Origin of the sequence: Gilliamella sp. BG2 (assembly GCF_046635645.1) — a bacterium.
Classification (GTDB): domain Bacteria; phylum Pseudomonadota; class Gammaproteobacteria; order Enterobacterales; family Orbaceae; genus Gilliamella; species Gilliamella bombi.
In genome coordinates, this window is the sequence record NZ_JBIDFF010000004.1 from 50512 (window position 1) to 74417 (window position 23906).

At 35.0% G+C, this 23906-nt stretch carries 20 protein-coding genes, 1 tRNA gene and 1 other RNA gene; 20 read left to right on the top strand and 2 right to left on the bottom strand.

From position 1 onward, the window contains the following. Nucleotides 1-123: 123 nt before the first annotated feature. The 5 genes from mreC to ACGH6Q_RS02795 all read left to right on the top strand — a co-directional run bounded on the left by mreC (nucleotide 124) and on the right by ACGH6Q_RS02795 (nucleotide 5246). Nucleotides 124-966 (top strand): rod shape-determining protein MreC, encoded by an 843-nt coding sequence (mreC, locus tag ACGH6Q_RS02775; protein WP_065589540.1) that lies wholly within the window; start codon nucleotides 124-126, stop codon nucleotides 964-966. After that, nucleotides 953-1438 carry a rod shape-determining protein MreD gene (mreD, locus tag ACGH6Q_RS02780; protein WP_034909696.1) on the top strand — a complete coding sequence of 162 codons (486 nt, stop codon included), beginning with the start codon at nucleotides 953-955 and terminating at the stop codon, nucleotides 1436-1438. Before mreC ends, mreD begins: the two co-directional genes overlap by 14 nt. Nucleotides 1439-1448: 10 nt before the next feature. Then, entirely contained in the window at nucleotides 1449-2924 is a 1476-nt protein-coding gene (gene rng, locus ACGH6Q_RS02785; protein WP_034909694.1) for a ribonuclease G, read from the top strand. A 138-nt stretch (nucleotides 2925-3062) separates the two neighbouring features. After that, a complete protein-coding gene (gene tldD, locus ACGH6Q_RS02790) occupies nucleotides 3063-4520 on the top strand; it encodes a metalloprotease TldD (RefSeq protein WP_411591745.1) in 1458 nt (485 codons plus the stop codon). A 30-nt stretch (nucleotides 4521-4550) separates the two neighbouring features. Then, nucleotides 4551-5246: a DedA family protein gene (locus tag ACGH6Q_RS02795; RefSeq protein WP_034909688.1), complete on the top strand. Its 696-nt coding sequence runs from the start codon at nucleotides 4551-4553 to the stop codon at nucleotides 5244-5246. Nucleotide 5247: 1 nt separating this feature from the next. Here ACGH6Q_RS02795 and rnpB read toward each other — a convergent pair. After that, nucleotides 5248-5630, bottom strand: an RNA gene (gene rnpB, locus ACGH6Q_RS02800) — RNase P RNA component class A. 162 nt (nucleotides 5631-5792) lie between these two features. Next, nucleotides 5793-6155, bottom strand: coding sequence for an outer membrane protein assembly factor BamE (gene bamE, locus ACGH6Q_RS02805; protein WP_167370055.1), 363 nt, complete (start codon nucleotides 6153-6155; stop codon nucleotides 5793-5795). 479 nt (nucleotides 6156-6634) lie between these two features. On the opposite strand from bamE, the gene proQ reads away from it, so the two are divergent. The 15 genes from proQ to recB all read left to right on the top strand — a co-directional run bounded on the left by proQ (nucleotide 6635) and on the right by recB (nucleotide 23833). Then, a complete protein-coding gene (gene proQ, locus ACGH6Q_RS02810; RefSeq protein ID WP_065589543.1) occupies nucleotides 6635-7183 on the top strand; it encodes an RNA chaperone ProQ in 549 nt (182 codons plus the stop codon). 9 nt (nucleotides 7184-7192) lie between these two features. After that, on the top strand, nucleotides 7193-9277 hold the full coding sequence (gene prc / locus ACGH6Q_RS02815; RefSeq protein WP_085164444.1) for a carboxy terminal-processing peptidase: 2085 nt from the start codon (nucleotides 7193-7195) through the stop codon (nucleotides 9275-9277). A gap of 14 nt (nucleotides 9278-9291) precedes the next feature. Beyond that, complete coding sequence (locus ACGH6Q_RS02820; RefSeq protein WP_141672672.1) at nucleotides 9292-9381, top strand: YnhF family membrane protein; 90 nt, start codon at nucleotides 9292-9294, stop codon at nucleotides 9379-9381. A 68-nt stretch (nucleotides 9382-9449) separates the two neighbouring features. Further along, nucleotides 9450-9537 (top strand) — tRNA-Ser (locus ACGH6Q_RS02825). A gap of 141 nt (nucleotides 9538-9678) precedes the next feature. Further along, the gene (gene prmB / locus ACGH6Q_RS02830; RefSeq protein ID WP_411591749.1) at nucleotides 9679-10572 is read left to right on the top strand and encodes a 50S ribosomal protein L3 N(5)-glutamine methyltransferase; all 894 of its coding nucleotides are present in this window, start codon (nucleotides 9679-9681) and stop codon (nucleotides 10570-10572) included. 30 nt (nucleotides 10573-10602) lie between these two features. Continuing rightward, complete coding sequence (gene aroC, locus ACGH6Q_RS02835; protein ID WP_065589546.1) at nucleotides 10603-11676, top strand: chorismate synthase; 1074 nt, start codon at nucleotides 10603-10605, stop codon at nucleotides 11674-11676. Then, the gene (locus tag ACGH6Q_RS02840; RefSeq protein WP_411591751.1) at nucleotides 11673-12425 is read left to right on the top strand and encodes a TSUP family transporter; all 753 of its coding nucleotides are present in this window, start codon (nucleotides 11673-11675) and stop codon (nucleotides 12423-12425) included. Before aroC ends, ACGH6Q_RS02840 begins: the two co-directional genes overlap by 4 nt. Nucleotides 12426-12667: 242 nt before the next feature. Next, nucleotides 12668-13591 carry a LysR family transcriptional regulator gene (locus ACGH6Q_RS02845; protein ID WP_411591753.1) on the top strand — a complete coding sequence of 308 codons (924 nt, stop codon included), beginning with the start codon at nucleotides 12668-12670 and terminating at the stop codon, nucleotides 13589-13591. Nucleotides 13592-13740: 149 nt separating this feature from the next. Then, nucleotides 13741-14010, top strand: a complete 270-nt coding sequence (gene rpsO, locus ACGH6Q_RS02850; protein WP_034909676.1) for a 30S ribosomal protein S15 — start codon at nucleotides 13741-13743, stop codon at nucleotides 14008-14010. Between the two features lie 307 nt (nucleotides 14011-14317). Beyond that, the gene (gene pnp / locus ACGH6Q_RS02855) at nucleotides 14318-16432 is read left to right on the top strand and encodes a polyribonucleotide nucleotidyltransferase (RefSeq protein ID WP_411591755.1); all 2115 of its coding nucleotides are present in this window, start codon (nucleotides 14318-14320) and stop codon (nucleotides 16430-16432) included. Between the two features lie 25 nt (nucleotides 16433-16457). Continuing rightward, on the top strand, nucleotides 16458-17318 hold the full coding sequence (nlpI, locus tag ACGH6Q_RS02860; protein ID WP_411591757.1) for a lipoprotein NlpI: 861 nt from the start codon (nucleotides 16458-16460) through the stop codon (nucleotides 17316-17318). Nucleotides 17319-17664: 346 nt separating this feature from the next. Further along, a complete protein-coding gene (locus ACGH6Q_RS02865) occupies nucleotides 17665-19431 on the top strand; it encodes a DEAD/DEAH family ATP-dependent RNA helicase (protein ID WP_411591759.1) in 1767 nt (588 codons plus the stop codon). A 181-nt stretch (nucleotides 19432-19612) separates the two neighbouring features. Further along, on the top strand, nucleotides 19613-19909 hold the full coding sequence (locus tag ACGH6Q_RS02870; protein WP_034909671.1) for a YfcZ/YiiS family protein: 297 nt from the start codon (nucleotides 19613-19615) through the stop codon (nucleotides 19907-19909). A gap of 10 nt (nucleotides 19910-19919) precedes the next feature. Further along, a complete protein-coding gene (gene sixA, locus ACGH6Q_RS02875; RefSeq protein WP_065589551.1) occupies nucleotides 19920-20378 on the top strand; it encodes a phosphohistidine phosphatase SixA in 459 nt (152 codons plus the stop codon). Then, on the top strand, nucleotides 20357-23833 hold the full coding sequence (recB, locus tag ACGH6Q_RS02880; protein ID WP_411591762.1) for an exodeoxyribonuclease V subunit beta: 3477 nt from the start codon (nucleotides 20357-20359) through the stop codon (nucleotides 23831-23833). Before sixA ends, recB begins: the two co-directional genes overlap by 22 nt. The last annotated feature ends 73 nt before the right edge of the window (nucleotides 23834-23906 follow it).

Here is a 23906-nt window from a genome sequence, read left to right on the forward strand (position 1 = left end):
AGTTTTATTTTTATAAAACAATAAGTAAGCATGCATATCATATTTTCCCCGCCGACAATCGTGTCGGCGGAGTCATATTTTGAAATAATTAGATCTTGAGCTTTAAACAGGTAAGTACCGGCAATGAAATTACTTTTTTCTAAACGCTCCCCTCTTAGTGTACAATTATTTACTTCTCTGGCGTTAGCCTTGGTTCTAATTGTATTAGATATCAATTATCGTCCATTTAAAGAAATTCGTTATTATTTAGATACCCTTATTTCTCCTCTATATTATGTTTCAAATGCACCAAAGTCGTCGTTTGATTCTCTCTACGAGATGTCCAAAACACGAGAAACATTAATAAATGAAAATGCAAATTTGCATGCAGATTTATTACAACAAAAAAACGATCTATTGTTACTTGAGCATCTAAAACATGAAAATGATAGACTTCGCGAATTGTTAGGTTCACCTTTAAGGCATGATGAACAAAAGATGGCTGCACAAGTATTGCTTATAGACACTGATCCTTATATCTATCAATTTGTTGTAAATAAAGGTAAACAAGATGGTGTTTATGTTGGGCAACCTGTTGTTGATGAAAAAGGGATTGTAGGGCAAATTTATGAAACAGCCCAATCTACTAGTCGTGCAATTTTATTGTGCGATTATCAACATGCGATACCCGTACAAGTATTAAGAAACGACATTGGTATGATTGCTGTGGGAAACGGGTGTAGTAATGACTTAACATTAGAATTTATGCCTAATAACGTTGATGTAAAAGTCGGCGATGTTTTAGTTACTTCAGGGCTTGATGGCCGTTTTCCAGAAGGATATCCGGTAGCCGTAGTTAGTTCAGTAAAACTTGATATTACAGATTCAACCCCAATTATTTCAGCAACACCAACAGCGGATTTGAAGCGTTTACGTTATTTATTGTTATTGTGGGGAAATCAAGGAGTAAAACATGAGGGGTCGTAATCGAATAATAATTATTTGGATAACGCTATTAATAGGCTTATGTTTACAAATCATTCCGTGGTCTCCATCATATAGTATATTTAAACCACATATACTGATCTTAATTTTTGCTTATTGGTTGATAGCGCTTCCTCATCGAGTTGGGATTGGTACTGCATTTGTTTTTGGAACTATAATGGATCTATGTACTGGTTCTATTTTAGGAATCCATGCCTTTATTTATTCATTTATTGCTTATTTATTTGTTTTTAAATTCCAATTGATACGTAATTTAGCGTTATGGCAACAGTCGTTTATCATCTTTGGGATATCGATATGTTATAATTTACTGGTATTTTTATTTCAAGTCTGTATTTATCATACTATAACAATATCGCCATTGATTTTTATATCAAGCTGTATAGATAGTCTATTATGGATTGGTATCTATTTATTTTTACGACTAATAAGACGAAGCTTTGCTATCAATTAAAAGGAAATCTATGTCTGTTGAATTATTAATGAATGTAACGCCATCTGAAACTCGAGTTGCTTATATCGAAGATGGTGTATTGCAAGAAATCCATGTTGATCGTGAGTCTAGACGCGGTATTGTTGGAAATATTTATAAAGGTAAGATCATTCGTATTTTGCCTGGTATGCAAGCCGCTTTTGTAGATATTGGTCTTGATAAAGCTGCCTTTTTGCATGCATCAGATATTATGCCTCATACTGAGTGCGTATCAGATACAGAGCAAGAACAATTTCAAGTAAAAGATATCTCTGAACTTGTTCGCCAAGGACAGGACTTAATGGTACAAGTGGTTAAAGATCCATTGGGAACTAAAGGAGCTAGGCTTACAACCGATATTACTTTGCCATCACGTTATTTGGTATTAATGCCTGGATCAAATTCTGCGCATGTAGCCACATCACAACGCATAGAAAGTGAACAAGAACGTGAAAGGTTAAAAAATATTGTTGAGCAATATGTGACAACAGAAGCTGGCTTTATTGTTAGAACAGCCGCAGAAGGGGCAAGTGCGCATGAGTTAGAACAAGATGCTAATTTTTTAAAACGACTTTGGACTAAAATTCAAGAACGCATGGCTCGCCCAGTAAGTAAGAATCTAGTTTATGGGGAATTGGCATTATCCCAACGAGTATTGCGCGATTTTGTTGGTGATCCAATTGAACGAATTTTAGTAGATTCAAAATTAACTTATGATTTATTGGTTGAATTTACAAAAGAATTTATGCCTGAAGTAACCAATAAACTATCTCTTTATCGTGGTAATATTCCTATTTTCGATCTTTATGATACCGAAAATGAGATTCAAAGAGCATTAGATCGTAAAGTGAAATTAAAGTCTGGTGGGTATTTAATTATTGATCAAACCGAAGCCATGACTACTATTGATATCAATACTGGTGCATTTGTAGGTCATCGAAATTTAGAAGAAACGATTTTTAATACTAATATTGAGGCAACAATAGCAATTGCCCGTCAATTACGTTTGCGTAATTTGGGGGGCATTATTATTATTGATTTTATTGATATGCAAGAAGATTTGCATCGTGAACGGGTGTTACAATCGCTGCATGATTCTTTATCTAAAGATAGAGCTAGAACAACTGTTAATTTATTTTCGAGTTTAGGATTAGTCGAAATGACTCGCAAGCGAACACGTGAAAGTATAGGGCATATTCTGTGTGAAGAATGTCCAGCATGTAAAGGTCGTGGTATGGTCAAATCGGTAGAAACAGTTTGCAACGAAATATTACGTGATATAGTTCGTGTTTATAAAGCGCATCATTCAGAATACTTTTTGGTTTATGCCTCGGCTGCTGTGGCTAATGCTTTAACTAATGATGAGTCCCATGCTTTAGCTGAAGTTGAGGTGTTTGTGGGTAAACGTGTTGAAGTAAAAGTTGAACCACTTTATATTCAAGAACAATATGATGTTGTATTAATGTAGAAGCAATATCTTGTAAAAAAGTTTCAGGTAACTATACGTTTCAGTATAAAAATGATGAAAGTTAAATAATTATTATGATCAACTAGTTATAATCGATTATCAAAAAACTTCTGTTAACAATTAGAATTTAAGGAATTTATGATAGTAACTCAAGTGAGTGAACGACTGCTCAACCCAAATAATCTAAACCAACAAGATCTTTCGCATTTGCTTGATATGTTGAGCTCAAGGAAAATTGATTTTGGTGATTTGTATTTTCTATCTGGTTATTATGAAAACTGGTTACTTGAAGATGGTATTATAAAAAATGCCTCATTTCATCGTGACCAAGGAGTTGGTGTTAGAGCCGTTGTTGGCGAAAAAACAGGGTTTGCTTATACTGATCAGCTTTCATTAGCGCGGTTAGAACAAAGTATATTCGCAGCAAATTCAATCACTAAAATACAAACACTTATCAAAGTGACGCCATTTAAATCTGCTCAAACAGTGTCTATATACTCGTCAATCAACCCGATCAATTCTTTTTCTAAAGAACAGAAAATTGAATTGTTGCAACAAATTGACCACTTAGCACGCTCAATCGATCCTAGAGTTATTGAAGTTTCAGCCAGTTTGACTGGAAGTTATGAAGATATTTTAATAGCAGCAACTGATGGTACATTAAAAGCTGACATTCGTCCTTTGGTGCGTTTATCCGTTTCAGTTTTGGTTGAAAAAGAGGGTAGACGTGAGCGAGGAAGTAGTGGTGGCGGTGGTCGATTTGGGTATGAATATTTTTTAACAATCAACCCAAAAACATCAGAAAGTTATGCTGACAGCTATGCCCGAGAAGCCGTGCGTCAAGCACTTGTTTCTCTTTCTGCTAAAGCCGCACCAGCAGGAACAATGCCTGTTGTTTTAGGTGCTGGTTGGCCTGGAGTTTTGTTACATGAGGCTGTAGGCCATGGCTTAGAAGGCGATTTCAATCGTAAAAATAGTTCAGTTTTTTCTGGGAAAATTGGTGAACAAGTCACCTCAGAAGTTTGCACTATTGTTGATGATGGTACAATTGAAAACCGTCGAGGCTCACTATCTATTGATGACGAAGGTACTCCAAGCCAAAAAACAGTGCTTATTGAAAATGGTATTTTAAAAGGTTATATGTTTGATAAGCTCAACGCAAAATTGATGAATACATGTTCAACTGGTAATGGTCGTCGCGAAGGATATGCTTACTTACCTATGCCAAGAATGACTAATACCTATATGTTGGCAGGAAATTCTTCTTTTGACGATATTATTAGTAGCGTTGATTATGGTCTTTATGCCCCTAATTTTGCTGGTGGACAAGTAGATATCACCTCTGGTAAGTTTGTGTTTTCAACTTCAGAAGCTTACTTGATTGAAAAGGGAAAAATAACAACTCCAGTTAAAGGTGCAACATTAATTGGTTCAGGTATAGAAACTATGCAGCAAATATCTATGGTAGGTAATGATTTAGCATTAGATTCTGGTGTGGGTGTTTGTGGTAAAGCAGGGCAGAGCGTACCTGTTGGGGTTGGGCAACCCACTTTAAAAGTGGATAATTTAACCGTTGGTGGTACCATTAACCACTAATAATAATACATCAATGGGATTTAAAAATAGATGGAAACAATAATTACACTTTATCATGCGTTTGTTAATTTGGACATTGCAACGCTTTCAAACCCTAATGTGCTATGGACACTATATGGGATGTTGTTTGTCATTATTCTTTTAGAAAATGGCGTTTTACCAGCGGCTTTTTTACCTGGAGACAGTCTATTATTCTTAACTGGTGTGTTAATTAGCCAAAATGTATTCCATTTTGGTTTAATTAATTTTATTTTAATTGCTGGCGCTGCTTTAGGTACTTGGTTAGGTTATGCTCAAGGACTTTGGCTTGGTAATACTAAGCTTGTCCAAGGTTGGATGGCACATATACCTGAAAAATATCATCATAAATCTGAAGTATTATTCCATAAGTACGGATTACAAGCGCTATTTATTGGGAGATTTATTGCTTTTGTACGTACATTATTACCGATGATGGCTGGATTATCAGGACTACACAGTCGAAAATTCCATATTTATAATATAATCAGTGCTACATTATGGATTTTCTTGATTGTGACATTAGGTTACCTATTTGGATTATCACCAGTTTTCAAAGAGTATGAAAAGCAGATCATGTCTTTATTAATGCTAATACCTGTTTTGTTGTTGGTGTTAGGGTTAATTTTTTCAATTTTTCTCGCTGTTAAGCGCTCTTTAAGCAATAAAAAGCAATCTAAAATTGGATTAAATGATAACAAGAAGTAGAAAGTGAAATTAACCGATAAGCCGGGTTCTGTCGTGGACAATCATTCCTCTAGGCTAATACTCACGCATTAGCTCAAGCAGTCTACCCGGATTCAACGCGGGCCACGCCAATGAATCCCTATTTGACCTTGCTCCGAGTGGAGTTTACCGTGCCACAACTGTTACCAGTTGCGCGGTGTGCTCTTACCACACCCTTTCACCCTTACCTGATCTTATAAAATAAGCCATCGGCGGTTTTCTCTCTGTTGCACTTGTCGTGAATTTTCACTCTCGCAAAAATCCCCCAGGCGTTACCTGGCACTCTGCCCTATGGAGCCCGGACTTTCCTCCCCTTTGTTTATTTCTTTATAAAAACAACAAAGCAGCGATTGTCTGGTTAATTTCGTTAATGAGTATAACCTAAAGCGCAATATTGTCCAGAGATGTCTTTTCTTTAGGAAATAGATGACTGAAATTTAAACATGAGTAAAGTAATGTAATTCCATAGGATTGAAATAACAAATTCTTAGCACATCTTGTTGATGTGCTATAAAACAAGATAATTTATTACCATTTTTTCTGTCGTTGGTTTTCATCATAATTGAACCATGTTACTACCCCTTTAGACATAATAATATCAAGCTTTCCTTCAATAATATTGTATTGCGTTTCGCCAATTAACATATGACTTGTTGAGCTCTTTTTAGTGTATTGATATGTCCACTGTGTTTCGTTGCTATTGATAGCGGTTTTTGTTGTTGGCTCACCAAATAGGGACAGAATCTGAGCTTCAGTTGATGACCCTTCAACAATTTTGCTTACTTTTGCGTTATTAAGCGGTGTGCCTTGCTCAACAAAATTTTTTTGTGAACATGCTGATAAAGCAAGTATAGAACAAAGGATGAGCAGAAATTTTTTAATATTTTTCATGATATAGTTGCCTATTGTGTTAATTTGTAGTTGATATGAAATGTGAATTGATAATAGCATATGTTTTATAACGTTCAAGATAGAGCAACTGAAGGTATAATTAAAAAATTTAATTCTTTAGTGCTGCACTTTTTTAATGTAATTAGATTTTCTTCTCTATATCATTCACTAAATTTTATTTCCATTTTTTAATTTATCTTAGTTTATAACCATAAGTATCTATGTTATTCTTTTCTACCCAATACAAGAGAAAATTTGATAGTTTAATTTGTTTTAGTATTTATTTTAATCGATTTTGAGTGGTAGCATTTAATTAGCTATCAACTCATGAATAAGCTGTTTGGCTTTTATGCCAAATACATACAGATATTAAAGATTTTATAACAATTTATTAATAAACCGAAAAAGATAGTTAGTGTTATTATATAAGCTGCGATATACTTTAACGCTAGTAAAATTTAGTTGCTATGGAATAACCAATGGAAAAACAGTTTCAATTAACAAATAGTAAAGAGATTATTGCTTATTTAGCTCAACAATTCCCAAATTGTTTTACCCTTGAAGGTGAGGCAAAGCCATTAAAGATTGGAATTTTTCAAGATATTATTTCTCGTTTAGATGGTAATGACGAACTTAGTAAAACTAAACTCCGTGCCGCACTGCGCTCATACACAATGAGTTGGCGTTACTTATATAGTATAAAAGAAGGAGCCAATCGTGTTGATTTAGATGGTAATCCTACTGAGGTTATTAGCCAAGAACAGATAGATCATGCGCTACAACAGTTGAAAGAGAGCAAAGAAAAAGCTAAAGAGCGTTTTAAAGAACGTGAAAAAGAAAAACGTAAAGCTACTCGGATGCTTCCTAAAAAAGCTAAAGCTTTAAAAATTGGTGATTTTGTTAAAGTTATAGTAGGTAATAAACCTATAAAAGTACAAGTCATTAATATTGAAAAAGAGCATATTAAGGTAAAGGTTGGTGCAGGTATGGAGTTAACGGTCAAACCTGAACATATTATCAATAAGTAGAGAGTTTGAATGAATAAATTACTCAATGGTATTATTACACTTAGCCTTATTTTGGGTATTTTTAGCCAAAATGTTCAGGCAAAACCGCAAGCTAATGAACAAATACCAGTTCTAAAGCAAGATGATATCCACCAAGTTGTTGCTAAGCGTGTAACGAATTTTTTTACTCAATCACATTATCGTAATTTTTCCTTGGATGGTGCTTTTTCAGCTCAGATTTTTGATCGCTATTTCAAATTATTGGATGGTAGTAAATCCATTTTTATTCAAAGTGATGTTGATGGTTTTCGAAATAGACAAGAGTCTTTAGGTCAAGAATTAATCGATGGTAATTTAAAGACGGCTTATGATATTTACAATCTTTTTTTGAAAAAACGTTATGACCGTTATCAATATGCTCTTGAAGTTTTACAACGGCCTATGGATTTTTCTGCCAATGATGAAATTGATTTTAATCGTGAAGAAATTGCTTGGCCGACTTCAGAAAACGAACTTAATGTTTATTGGGATAAGCGTGTTAAATATGATGAATTGAGTTTATCCTTATCGGGAAAAAATGAAAAAGAGATCCGTAAAGTTTTAAGTAAACGTTACAATCGCGTTTTAAAAACGATAATGCAATCAAATAATGAAGATGCCTTTCAAGTATTTATGAATGCATTTGCCAGAGAAATTGATCCTCACACTAGTTATTTGGCACCACGTAAAAAACGAGATTTTGATTCCGAAATGAGTTTATCATTTGAAGGTATCGGTGCAACATTGAGCCAGCAAGATGACTATACGGTGATTATGTCTTTTGTAACAGGCGGACCTGCTGAAAAGAGTAAGTTACTTACCATCGGGGATAGGATTATTGGAGTAGGTCAAAGTAATTCAGCGATTGAAGATGTTATTGGGTGGCGCTTGGATGATATTGTCGATAAAATTCGTGGACCTAAAGGTACTGTTGTAAGATTGGAAATTTTACCTGCTGGTAATAATAGTAAGGCAAAAGTAATTGAGCTCACTCGTGATAAGATTCATTTTGAAGATAGAGAAGCGAAATTAAATATTATCGATAATCCACGTGGTAAAGTTGGCGTTATTGAAATACCAAGTTTCTATATGGGATTAACGGAAAAAGTTGAAGGACTCTTATCAAAAGCAAATAAAGAAAATTTGCAAGGTTTAGTTATTGATTTACGTGATAATGGCGGTGGTTCGTTAACCGAAGTTATCAATTTAACTGGCTTATTCATTGATACTGGACCAGTTGTTCAAGTACGTGATAATTTACAAAAAGTCATCACTTACAATGATAAGAATAAAGGTATCGAATACACCGGGCCACTTGTTGTTATGATTAATCGTTATAGTGCATCAGCATCAGAAATATTTTCTGCGGCTATGCAAGATTATGGGCGAGCATTAATAGTTGGTGAAACCACTTATGGTAAGGGAACCGTCCAAACTTCTCGTAACATCTCTTATCCAGTTGATGCAAGACTACATCCAAGTTGGCCTGAACTTGGCGGGGCTCAATATACTATTCAGAAGTTTTATCGTATCAATGGTGGTAGCACACAATTAAAAGGCGTTGAGCCAGATATTGAAATGAATAAAGTTAAGTATGTTGATGAAACGGGAGAACGTTTTTTAGATAACGCACTACCGTGGGATAAAATACCATCAGCTGATTATTTGACTCTTGCCAATATTAAGCCATTGTTGCCTGATTTAGAATCACAACATTTAGCCAGAATTTCACATAATCCTGAATTTATGTATATTGATGAAGATATCAAACGATTTAATGATAAAAAAGATCGTCAATATATTGTTTCACTTAATAAGAAAAAACGAGAAGTAGAACAAAAAAATAATGAGGAACGTGATTTAAAAAGAACTAATGCACGTTTAAATAAGGTAGGTTTACCATCAATTACTAAATTAGATGATTTACCAAAAAATTATAAAAAACCTGATCCTTACTTAGATGAATCTATCGAGATACTTCTTGATTTTGCACCTAAGTATCCCAAAATCAAAGGCAATAACCCTATTAAAGAGGTTATTACGTTTGATTTACCAATCGAGAAAGCTAATAAATAATTGGAGATAACATAATGGATTCAAATTTAAAATATGCTTTAATCACAACTATTGCTGTGTTAGCTGTTTTGGCAACATTTGGTTTTATTGTTTGTATGAATTAAAAAGCTTGATTAATTAGTTGGTGATCATTATAGTATGCAACCTGCTTTTGAAAAGCGGGTTCTAATGAGGTGAGGTGTCCGAGTGGTTGAAGGAGCACGCCTGGAAAGTGTGTATACGGCAACGTATCAAGGGTTCGAATCCCTTCCTCACCGCCATATTGAGTCATTAAAAGATGGAATCATTAGTTCATAACGCTATAAAACTAGCTATCTAGATTATTTTAATAGTTCGTAGTTTATAGTTGTTATTTAAAATGACAAACAATACCTTCCTCTCCTAAATCATTTGGAGTTATTATGGAAAACTTACGCACAGTTCAAGACTTTATACGTTGGACAGCATCACAACTTAGTCTATCAGATGTCTTTTTAGGTCATGGTACAGATAATCCTATTGATGAGTCTAAACAATTAATTTTAGCAACGTTAGGATTATCGTTGTTTATTCCTGAAGAATTTTATTCCGCTAATCTAACTAATGATGAAAAAAATCAAATTATTGACATTATTCAAAAGCGAATAAAAGATCGTGTACCAACCCCTTATTTAACTAACCAAGCTTGGTTTTGTGGACATGCTTTTTATGTGGATGAGCGTGTATTAATTCCTCGTTCTCCTATTGGTGAACTAATTGATAACCATTTTGAGCAAATAATATTAACTGAACCTAAAAATATTTTAGATCTATGTACTGGTAGTGGCTGTATAGGGATTGCTTGCGCTTATGAGTTTGCTGATGCTCAAGTTGATATAACTGATATTTCATTAGAAGCATTAGATATCGCCCAAACAAATATTGAGATGCACGAAATGGATTTTCAAGTTACTCCTATTTTGTCAGATCTATTTGATGATGTGCCTGAAAAACAATACGATCTGATTGTCACTAATCCGCCTTATGTTGATAGTGAAGATATGAGTGATTTGCCAGATGAGTTTTTATATGAACCTAAATTAGCATTAGAAGCGGGCTTTGATGGTTTAGATCTGGTAAAAAAAATTTTACGAGATGCGATAAATTATTTAACACCAGCAGGTGTATTAGTTTGTGAAGTCGGCAATAGTTGGGCTAGCTTACAACAACAATATCCCGATGTCCCTTTTAATTGGATAGAATTTGAACGTGGTGGGTTGGGTGTATTTTCTATCACACGTGAAGAACTGATTCAATATCATTACTGTTTTAAATAAACTGTTATTAATCATTGGAATAAATTAATTATGGCTGGAAACTCAATCGGAAAATTATTCAAAGTAACCACATTTGGTGAATCGCACGGTGTAGCATTAGGGTGTGTTGTCGATGGTGTTCCTCCTGGACTTGCGTTAACAGAATCAGACATGCAAAATGATCTTGATCGTCGTAGACCTGGCTCATCTCGTTATACAACTCAACGCCGAGAAGCAGATCAAGTCAAAATTTTGTCAGGCGTATTTGAAGGTGTTACAACTGGAACGAGTATTGGTTTACTTATTGAAAATACCGATCAACGTTCTCAAGATTATAGTAAAATTAAAGATATCTTCAGACCAAGCCATGCAGATTACACTTATCAAAATAAATATGGCATACGAGATTATCGTGGTGGCGGTCGCTCCTCTGCTCGTGAAACGGCTATGAGAGTTGCTGCCGGCGCTATTGCAAAAAAATATCTACAAGAAAAGCTTGGCATTACTATTCGTGGTTATTTGGCTCAGATGGGTGATGTAAAATGTGAATTGAAAGACTGGCAACAAGTTGAACACAATCCATTTTTTTGCGCAGATGAGAGTAAATTAGATGCACTTGAACAGCTGCTTCGGTCATTAAAAAAAGAGGGTGACTCAATAGGTGCGAAAGTTTGCATTGTTGCTGAAAATATTCCAGTAGGACTTGGCGAACCTGTATTTGATAAACTAGATGCTGATCTTGCGCATGCACTAATGAGTATTAATGCCGTGAAAGGTGTAGAAATTGGCGATGGTTTTGCTGTTGTGAATAAACGTGGTAGCGAAAATCGTGATGAAATAACACCTAAAGGCTTTTTATCTAATCATGCCGGTGGGATTTTAGGTGGTATTAGTTCAGGACAAACCATATCAGCCAGCATAGCACTTAAACCCACGCCTAGTATAGAAATTCCAGGTAAATCAGTTAATATTTTGGGTGAAAGCGTTGAAGTATCTACACATGGTCGACATGATCCATGTGTTGGCATTCGAGCTGTACCAATTGCTGAAGCAATGGTTGCTATTGTGCTAATGGATCACTACCTTCGTTATCGGGCTCAATGTGGTGATGTAAATAAATTATGAGTTATGATCTGCTTATTTTACTTTTTTTGGTTGCTTCTTTGGCCGGTTTTATTGATTCTATTGCTGGCGGAGGTGGTTTATTAACTGTCCCTGCATTACTTGCTGTTGGACTGCCACCAGCTAGTGCATTGGCAACCAATAAATTGCAAAGTTGCGGTGGTTCGTTTTCTGCTAGCCTATATTTTATCCGACAGCATATGGTGGATTTGAAACAACAAAAATGGGCAATCGTTTTTGCTTTTGTTGGTTCAGCAATTGGAACATTATCTGTGATGCGTATCCAAGCTGATTTTTTAAAATTATTATTACCAATTTTAACTATTAGCGTTGGGCTCTATTTTTTACTTTCTCCAACTATTGGAGAAAACGACCGTAACAGTCGCCTTTCACTTATTCAATTCGCATTAATTCCTGCCTTTGGTATAGGTTTTTATGATGGATTTTTTGGCCCTGGTGCTGGTTCATTTTATGCGTTAGCTTATATCACGTTAGCTGGTTTTAATTTAACCAAAGCGACTGCACATACCAAAGTACTAAACTTCACCTCAAATTTGGCCGGCTTGCTGTTTTTTATTATAGGGGGAGAAGTAATCTGGTCAATTGGATTGGTTATGTTAGTTGGTCAATTTATAGGAGCAAGGCTTGGTGCTAAAATGGTCATCGCCAAAGGTCGTAAATTAATTCGACCAATGTTAATTACAGTTTCGATTCTTATGAGTATAAAATTAATTTACGAAAACTTTTTTTAATTACTTATAAGTTAAGTAATTTACATTTTCTCTACCTAAAATATCTAAAGTAATTTTATTATCAATTTTACTGCTTCTCATTTTTACCTTTCATAATTCATTTATATTAAAATTTTTGTCAAAAACTTTCAGGTAACTATATGTTTGAGTATAAAATAGCAACAAGTATTTATTTCACTTAAATATTATTTAGTATATATTTGTGTTATATAAGATAGTTTGTGTTAACACGTCCCAATATTATGAAACTTCAACAATTACGCTATATTATAGAAATAGCACGTTCTGGCTCAATAAATGAAGCCGCTAAGAATTTATATATTACTCAGCCAAGCTTATCAACAGCGGTGAAAGATCTAGAAGCTGAATTTGGTATTGAGATTTTTGTTCGCAGTTCTAAAGGAGTTTCACTTTCACCTGATGGTGTTGAGTTTTTAGGTTATGCCAAACAAGTTTTAGATCAAGCTGAACTATTGGAACAGCACTACTCCAAAAAAGAACCCTCTAAGCAGTTATGCAGCATATCTACTCAGCATTATGCTTTTGCGGTTAATGCCTTTGTTAACTTAATTAAAAAAAATCAAACAGATGAGTATGAGTTTACGCTTAGGGAAACAAAAACATATGATATTATCACCGATGTAGCTAATTTACGTAGTGAAGTTGGTATTCTGTATTTGAATGATTTTAATCAAAAAGTGATTTTACGGTTACTGAAAGAACATAGATTAACCTTTAATACACTTTTTGAAGCTAATCCTCATGTATTTATTAGTACTCATCATCCATTATCATCCATGAAGTTATTAACTTTAGATGATTTAGAGGATTACCCTTATCTCTCTTTTGAGCAGGGCGAATATAACTCATTTTATTTTTCTGAAGAAATTTTGAGTACGGTTTATCATAAAAAGAGTATACACGTCAGTGATAGAGCAACCTTATTTAACTTATTGCATGGACTCAATGGTTATACCATTAGCACAGGGGTTTTAAGTACTGACTTAAACGGATCTGATATTTTATCAATACCGCTAGATGTAGAAGAAAAAATCCTAATTGGCTGGATCACATCACAAAAGGCTCAACTAAGCTTATCAGCTCAAAATTATATTGAGGCGCTAAAAAAACTAATTCAAGAAGAGTATGGTTTCGAGCTTAAGTAAATACTGCTGTTAACTAAATAAATCAAATTGCTATTTTTATAGATTTCAGTATAATTACGTAACTCATATATTCACTATATGGATACCGAGGAATGTCTGAATTAGAGATCGGTCATTCCATTTTTTATATTTATTTTAAGAGGTTTATTATGTCTCTAACTGTAGAAGCTAAAGCGAAAATCGTTGCCGAATATGGTCGTGGCACTAACGACACTGGTTCAACAGAGGTTCAAGTTGCTCTTTTAACTGCACGTATTAATGATTTACAAGGTCATTTTTCTGAGCATAAAAAAGATCACCACAGTCGTCGCGGTCTATTACGTATGGTGTCTAGCCGTCGTAAATTATTAGATTATTTACGTCGTAAAGATATTGAACGTTATAACCAATTGATTAAAAAATTAGGTTTACGTCGCTAATTGACAATCTACTTGAAAAGAGGCTTAGGCCTCTTTTTCGTTGTGAAAAATCGGTGCTCTGATATAATATCGGGCGTTAAAAATTATTATTTTATGTAAGCCAACAAAGTAAAGGTTATATCTCATGTTTCGCGCGACTAATGAGAGCTCTATAATTTATAGATTTGTCATTAGTCGTGACAGTGAAATAATCTTTTTGTTGTATATATCCCCACATTGTTGAAGAGAGTATCAATAAGCGTAGCGTAATGTTGCGTCCTGTCGAAATATCAAACTTCAACATAACAAATAACAAGAGGACACTATTTTGTTTAATCCGACATGTCAAAAATTTCAATATGGTCGTCATACCGTGACTTTAGAAACTGGTATTATGGCTCGTCAAGCAACCGCAGCTGTTATGGTTAATATGGATGATACTGCTGTATTTGTCACGGTTGTTGCAAATAAAAAAGTAAAAGAAGGTCAAGACTTCTTCCCATTAACAGTTAATTACCAAGAACGTACCTATGCTGCAGGGCGTATTCCTGGTGGATTTTTTAAACGTGAAGGTCGTCCAAGTGAAGGTGAAACTCTAATTGCACGTTTAATCGACCGCCCGCTTCGTCCATTATTTCCTGAAGGATTTGTTAATGAAATCCAAATTATTGCAACAGTTGTTTCGGTTAATCCCGAGGTGAGCCCTGACCTAGTTGCAATGATTGGTGCTTCTGCTGCACTTTGCTTATCTGGTGTTCCATTCCACGGCCCTATTGGTGCTGCACGTGTTGGCTTTATTAATGATGAATTTGTATTAAATCCATCAGTAAAAGAGCTTGCAGCTAGTCGTCTAGATTTAGTTGTTGCGGGTACAAAAAGTGCAGTATTAATGGTTGAATCTGAAGCTGATTTACTCACTGAAGATCAAATGTTAGCAGCGGTAGTATTTGGTCATGAACAACAACAAGTTGTTATTGATAATATTAACGAATTTGTAGAAAAAGCCAATTATGAAAAATGGGATTGGGTAGCACCAGCTAAAAATGAGGTGCTATATAACGCCATTGTTGAACTAGCTAAAGATCGTTTGGGCGAAGCTTATCGTATTACTGAAAAACAAGCACGTTATGCTCAAATTGATTCAATTAAAGAAGAAGTTTTAGCTGTACTAAAAGAACAAAATGACGAACTCGATGAAAACGAAGTGATTAATATTATTGTTGAGTTGGAAAGTCAAATTGTTCGTAAGCGTGTTATTGCTGGTGAACCGCGTATTGATGGTCGTGAAAAAGATATGATTCGTGCACTTGATATCCGTACTAATGTCTTACCAAGAACTCATGGTAGTGCACTGTTTACACGTGGTGAAACTCAGGCACTAGTTACTGCAACATTAGGTACAGAGCGTGACGCACAAATCATTGATGAGTTAACTGGTGAATATACTGAACGGTTCTTACTTCATTACAATTTTCCTCCATACTCTGTTGGCGAAACAGGTATGGTTGGCTCACCAAAACGCCGAGAAATTGGTCATGGTCGCCTAGCTAAACGAGGTGTTGCGGCTGTAATGCCAAGCCGTGAAGAATTTCCATATACTGTTCGAGTAGTGTCTGAAATTACTGAGTCAAATGGTTCATCTTCAATGGCTTCTGTTTGTGGTGCTTCACTTGCTCTTATGGATGCAGGGGTACCAATCAAATCATCTGTTGCTGGTATTGCAATGGGATTAGTAAAAGAAGGTGATCAGTTTGTCGTATTATCAGATATTCTTGGTGACGAAGACCACCTTGGTGATATGGACTTTAAAGTAGCAGGTACACGCGAAGGTGTAAGTGCATTGCAAATGGATATCAAAATTGAAGGTATAACCAAAGAAATTATGCAAGTAGCACTTAATCAAGCTAAAGGTGCTCGTTTACACATTTTAAGTGTAATGGAAAAAGCAATTAATAAGCCTCGCCAAGAAATTTCAGAGTTTGCACCACGTATTTATACAATGAATGTAAATCCTGACAAAATTCGCGATATTATCGGTAAAGGTGGCGCAACAATTCGGGCTTTAACTGAAGAAACAGGAACAACTATTGAAATCACTGATGATGGTACCGTTAAGATTGCCGCTTCAGATGGTAATAAAGCCAAAGATGCCATGGCACGTATTACTAACTTAGTTGCTGATGTCGAAATTGGTAAAATTTATACAGGTAAAGTAACAAGAATCGTTGATTTTGGTGCTTTTGTATCGGTTATTGGTGGTAAAGAGGGACTTGTTCATGTATCTCAAATTGCCGATCATCGAGTAGAAAAAGTGGCTGATTATCTAAAAGTTGGTCAAGAAGTGAATGTTAAAGTGCTAGAAATTGACCGCCAAGGCAGAATCCGTTTGAGTATGAAAGATGCTGTCGAACCGACAGCAGACGTTGTTTCAACAGCAGAATAAAATTATTATTCATTAGGGGATAAAAATGGGATTATTCAACCTGAGAACTGTATGCTGCATTTTGCTAGCTGTTATTCTTTTGTCAGGTTGTTCTAATTCTCAACCTTTGTTAGCTGTTCCTGAGCAAGTTTCATATGATGATGAGTTAAAAATTGCTCAGCTCAGCCAACAGCTATCTCAAAAAGGCCTTGATACTGGAACGCGAATGCAACTCATATTTGAGCGAGGTATTGCCTATGATTCATTGGGTTTTAAAGCCTTTGCTCAAAGCGATTTTTCCTATTTGTTGAGCTTAAATCCTGAAGTTCCTGACATTTACAACTTTTTAGGAACTTATGCATTAAGAGATGGCGATTTTGATACAGCTTTGATGTCGTTTAATACTACATTAGAGCTTGATCCCACTTATACTTATGCATATTTAAATCGTGCTATTACTTTGTATCGGACAGGCCATTATCAAGCTGCAGAGCGTGATGCATTAAGGTTTTATCAATATGATGTGAATGAACCTATTAGAATTCTATGGCTTTATTTGATTGAAAAGGAAAATGATAATAAAGCCGCCAAAATTGAGCTACAAAAACGTTATGATCTGATTAATGATAAAACGAGTTATAGTGGCAATATTATTGCATTTTATTTAGGTAAAATTAGTGAATCTAAATTAATGCAGAACCTTCAACAAGGTGTAGAGAATAATCGACAATTAGCCGAACGCCTTTGTGAAGCCTACTTTTACTTAGGTAAATATTATCAAAGTAAAGGTGACAACGAACGTGCCAAAATGTTATTTAAATATGCTTTAGCCAATAATATTTATAACTATGTTGAACATCAACAGGCACTTTATGAAATGAAGTTACTTGAAGAAAAAGAAGAGTAACAAGGGTCATGCCAGTTTTAAAAGTGAAAATATTGTTATAGCGTAGTTCTGATTTGCCAAATAATATGTTCTCAACATTAGATAATGTGGTTAGCTTTATCTTAGATATATCAATATCAATCAACCTTAGTTTATTTTTTAGATTCGATTTGTTGAGTTAACATAGGCAGTTAGTTATTGGGGTGAGTTGTAAATTTTCAATTTAGTGAGCTGGCATAAATTTATATCTGCTTTCTTTATTTGGTTTAAAAAAATAAGATAAAACTTATATGATATTAGTTAATAATTATCAGGATTTTTACTAAATAAGTAAGTTTATATATTCAAAATTTATAAGCGAGTTTACATGACAAAAGAAGTTTCTTTTATTGATCTTGGTTTATCCGAGGATATTCTTAACGCATTAAATGATCTTGGTTTTAGCAAACCATCACCAATCCAATCTGAATGTATTCCTCTATTATTAGAGGGTAATGATGTATTGGGTATGGCACAGACAGGTAGTGGCAAAACCGCTGCATTTTCAATTCCTTTCTTAATGAATATTGACGCAAACTTAAAAGCACCACAACTTTTAGTATTAGCTCCTACACGGGAATTGGCTATACAAGTTGCTGATGCTTGCTCTGAATATTCAAAATATATGAAAGGGGTAAAAGTACTCGCTTTATATGGTGGACAGCGTTATGACGTTCAATTACGAGCCTTAAAACAAGGTCCTCAAATTGTAGTTGGTACACCAGGACGTTTGCTAGATCACTTAAATCGTAAAACCTTAGATCTCTCTAATCTTAAGGGATTAGTACTTGATGAAGCAGATGAAATGTTAAGAATGGGCTTTATTGATGATGTTGAAAGCATTATGACAACGATTCCAGATGATCATCAAACAGCTTTATTTTCGGCAACAATGCCAGCACCAATTCGTCGTATTACTAAACGATTTATGCAAAATCCTAAAGAAGTTCAGATCAAAGGTACCAATCAAACTGCCCCTGATATTGACCAAAGTTATTGGCTTGTTAGAGGTATGCGTAAAAACGAAGCTATCGTTCGCTTTCTAGAAGCAGAAGATTTTGATGCGGCTATTATTTTTGTTCGAACAAAATCAGCTACTTTAGATGTGGCGGAAGTGCTTGAAAAGCACGGTTATAGTTGTGCTGCATTAAATGGTGATATGACACAACAATTGCGTGAACAAACATTAGATCGTTTACGTAATGGTCGTTTAGATATATTAATTGCAACTGATGTTGCTGCTCGTGGTTTAGATGTTGAGCGTATTAGCTTAGTTATAAATTATGATATCACGTTAGATTCTGAATCTTATGTTCACCGTATTGGACGAACTGGTCGTGCTGGACGTGCTGGCCGTGCTATTTTATTTGTTGATAGCCGTGAACGTCGTTTACTTAAGAATATCGAGCAAACTATCAAAAAACCAATTCCAGAAGTTGGGTTGCCATCAAAAGAGCTACTTGAACAGCGTCGTTTAGCTAAATTTACTGCGCAAGTCCAGAAACAACTTGAGAGTAGTGATTTAGATGAGTACCAAAAGTTATTAGCAAAAATACAAGCGGATAGTGGAACCGATCTTGAAACGATTGCAACCGCTTTATTAAAATTAGCACAAGGGGAACGCCCTTTAATTTTACCACCAGACCCAGTGTTTAAACCATCGCGTGAAATGCGAGATCGGGATAATCGTGGCGGTGAACGCCGTTTACGAGGTGATAATCGTGAATCCCCAAAACGTCGAGAACGACGCGATGTTGGTGATATGGATATGTATCGTATTGAAGTTGGTAAAGAGAACGGTATTGAAGTTCGTCATATTGTGGGGGCAATTGCTAATGAAGCTGATATTAGCAGTCGTTACATTGGTAATATCAAGCTTTATGATACTTATTCGACAGTTGAATTACCAAAAGGTATGCCAAAAGACATATTAAAACATTTTGAAAAAGTAAGAGTACTTAATCAACCAATGAAAATGAGCTTAATCAGTGGAGCAGCGTCTGATACTAAACGAGCTCGTAAAAACAGTAAATCAGATACATCTGATAAACCGTTTGCAAAAAAGCGTGGTCGCCCAACAGCACCTAAATTCTAATGTATTGACCTCTGTCATTTGGCAGAGGTATCTTTAATTCTTTTATCTCAACTAATAACACAGTTTAGTAGTCATATACTGCATTATATTCAGATAGAAAACAAAACAGAGTTAGCGCTTTGCCCTAAGTTATGATTAAGAGTATACTAATACAAATATTAACAGTTAATTAGAGGTAAGCATGGCAGATTCTTTAAACAAATGCAAAGCAAACGAAACTCCAGCATGTTGTTGTGTGGATGTTGGTACAATAATTGATAACGAAGACTGTAGCGCTGAGTATGAACACATCTTTGCGACAGAATCAGAAGCTCAAGCTAAATTAGCATCTTTAACCCAAGCAGCAAATGATGTCGCAACAGAGCCGTGTGAAATTAATAGCAATATTGATAAAATAAGCGATGGCTTTAAATTATCAGCAAAATTTACCTTTTGTTGTGGTGCAGAATGCATGATTTTCCAATTAAAATTACGTTAATTGAATATTGATGAAAGTTTGTATTATGAGACATGGTGAAGCAGGGTTTTCTGCTTCATCGGATTCCAGTAGAATCTTAACAAATTATGGCATTAATCAGTCAAATCAAGCTGGCAAATGGCTTAAACAGCAAAATTTTCAATTTGAAATTGGTTTGGTTAGCCCTTATTTGCGAGCTAAACAAACATTAACAGAATTATCATCACACGTTAGTGTTGCAAAAGTTGAAACTAATCAATTTTTAGTGCCTGGTGGTAGCCCATCTCATATTGCTGACGTATTAGCAATATTGTTAAATGATGGGGTTGAAAATGTGATTATTGTATCTCATTTGCCATTGGTGGGATATTTAGTTAATGAACTATGTCCGCAAGTTGCTCCTCCTATGTTTTCTACTGCCGCAATTGCTTGTATTAGTTTATTACCAAACTCTGCAGGAAATCTTGAATGGTTTCATCAAGCGGAGTAAAAAAACTTAATCTTTTTGATTTACCTCTAACTGGTCGAACTTTAATTGAAGCATCGGCTGGAACTGGTAAAACTTATTCTCTTGCCTTTATTTACTTAAGATTATTATTGGGCATTGGTCAAAATAGTTACCCAAGGCCTTTAAATGTTAACGAAATTCTGGTTGTGACTTTTACCAAAGCGGCAACTCAAGAACTTCGATCGAGGATAAGGCAAAATATTCAAGAACTGCGAATAGGGCTATTACAAGGACATCATAAAGATCCTATTTATCAACAACTAATTGAATTAATTGATGATAGAAAATTTGCAGTACAGCAACTTACTATTGCTCAACAGTCAATGGATGATGCGGCTATTTATACTATACATAGTTTTTGCCAACGAATACTAACTAGCCATGCATTTGAATCGGGTGTTTTATTTGAGCAAAAGCTAATCTCTGATGAATATGAGTTAAAATTAAGAGTAACCCAAGATTTTTGGCGTCACTATTTTACACAGCTTGATAAACCACTTGCTTATTTAGTGCTTGCTACATGGCAAGATCCAACGGCATTGCTAAAAGACATCACCCCTTATTTAGGGTTAGATTTCAACAATGCTGGCAAGGTAAACCTAGATATAAGTACAACAATAAAGTTGTTTTACCAACAAAGTTATGAAAAAATTGAAAATATTAAAAAATCTTGGTTAGCTTTGTCTGAAAAATTAGTTGAAATCATTATACAATCAGGTGTCAGCAAACAATCATATAGTAGTCGAAATCTACCCAATTGGGTAATTAAAGTATCGGCATGGGCTAACAGCAAAACTCGAACATTTGAATTACCCAACGAACTTGAAAAATTTAAGCAATCAGTTTTAATCGAAAAGACGAAAGAAGGAAAAAGTGTTCCATGTCATTCGTTTTTTGAACAAATTGACGATCTATATAAACAACCTTTTGATCTACGAAGCCAAATCTTAATGGATATTGTCAGTGTAATTCAGAAAGGGATCTATAACGAAAAACTCAAAAATAGCGAGATGAGCTTTGACGATCTTATTTGGCAACTAAATCGTGCATTAAAAGCAAAAGCAGGTGATCGATTGGCGCAAAGTATAGCCTCAAAATATTGTGTTGCTTTAATTGATGAGTTTCAGGATACTGATCCTGCTCAGTATCAAATTTTTGATCGTATTTATGACAGGAACAAGTTAGATCGAGGTCTATTATTTATTGGTGATCCAAAACAAGCAATTTACAGCTTTCGAGGTGCAGATATATTCACTTACTTAAAAGCTAAACAATCGACAGGGGAAAATTCTTTTACCATGGATGTAAACCATCGTTCATCTGCTTCGATGGTCAAAGCTGTTAACCAATTATTTTCTAATTGCGATAATCCATTTATATTTAATGATATTCCTTTTTTACCCATGGAAGCGGCAAAACGGAATCAGCAAAAGTCTTTGCAAGTTAACAACCAAGAAGTATCGGCATTAACTGCTTACTTACTGCCTGATGATATTGCAACCAATTCAGATTATCAAGAACACATGGCTAGTTGTTGTGCTACCCAAATAGTGACTTTACTGTCTAATTCGTCAATGTTAATTGATAGCGAAAACGAACAACGTCCAGTGACTACAGCTGACATTGCAATCTTAGTGCGTAATGGACGTGAGGCCAAAGTTATCCAACAAAAATTGACTCATTGCGGTGTTAAGAGTGTCTACTTGTCAAACAATAGTAGTGTGTTTTCTTCAAATGAAGCAAAAGATGTATTGAGCCTATTGCAAGCTGTTTTAATGCCAGAAAACGAAACAATGCTCAAGCTAGCATTAATGACATCGCTATTAGGTCAAACCATGACAGACCTTGAACAAATCACTGACGATCAAGATAAATGGGAAAGTTTGGTCGAAGAATTCAAACAATATCAAGCAATTTGGCAATATTATGGTGTATTGGTTATGTTACGCCGAATGATGAAAAAACGGCATCTAGCTGAAAACATCTTAGCTCGCCAAGGTGGTGAACGAACATTAACTAACTTAATGCATTTAGGTGAATTACTTCAAGAAACATCAAATGAGTTAGATGGTCCACACGCCTTAATTCGGTGGTTGACAAAACAAATTGTTAACCCAGATCCAAATTTAGAAAATCATCAACAACGCCTTGAAAGTGATGAAAACCTTGTCAAGATTATTACTATTCATAAATCAAAGGGATTAGAGTTTCCAATTGTTTGGTTACCATTTATTTCAATATATCGTGCATCCGATAGCCAATTTTATCATGATAAAGATAATGACTATCAGCCAACTTATGCATGGTTACTGTCTGATGAGATTAAAGAGCAGATAGAAAAAGAGCGACTTGCTGAAGATTTGCGGCTATTATATGTTGCAATGACTCGCTCGGTTTATCATTGTAGTATTGGACTTGCTTCATTGAAAAAAAGCCAATCGGCTATTAATCATTTATTAAAAAGTGAATTAAGATCAATTGCCAATATAGCTAATTTAATTGATGTCCAATTACCAATAGAGAGCGAACAGTATATTCCGGCAATTTTGCCAGACCAATCATTATCGGCTAACGTATTTTCGCGTAATATTTCAAACAGTTGGCGGGTTACAAGTTATACTGAATTACAAAGGCATAATCATAATGTATTGGCTTATAAGCCTGATCTTATTAATGACTGGGACGAATCCCCATACGAATCCGATAGAGTACAATCAAACGACACATTATATGATATCCACCATTTTCCTAAAGGAGCATATGTTGGTACATTAATGCACAGCATTATGGAAGATATCACATCAGATAATCTTGTTGAATTATGTAATCAGATGGTAAAAAAGCTCAATTTAGAAACAGAGTGGAATAGCGTAGTAACAAATTGGATGCAACAGATATTGACTACAAAACTGCATGATCCAAATTTAATATTATCGCAAGTGTTAATGGGGCAACATATTAACGAATTGCAATTCTATCTCCCTATACGCAAAACAGTCACTAGTCAGCAATTAGATAGTTTGTGTAAACAATATGATCATTTATCAAGATTATGTCCCGAATTAGATTTTGAGTCGGTACAAGGTATGCTAAGAGGCTTTATCGATTTAGTCTTCAAATTTGAAGGGAAATATTATGTGGTTGATTATAAATCTAATTGGTTAGGTGAATGTGTTGATGCTTATAGCCAAGAAGCACTTGAAAAAGTGATGTGCGATCATCGCTATGACCTACAATATCAACTTTACTGTTTAGCATTGCATCGTTTTTTAAAAGGACGTTTGTCTAATTACCAATACCAAACGCATTTTGGAGGGGTATATTATCTCTTTTTACGAGGAATGCCCGAGCAAGGCATCTTTTATCACCTACCTCAGCAAGAATTTATCGAAGAACTTGATAAGCTGTTTGATGGTGAAATGTTAAATGGAATATAACAATTATTAAGAAATAACCATATCGAAAAATACAATTGAATAAAAATAAGGCACCCAAAACGGTGCCTTATTT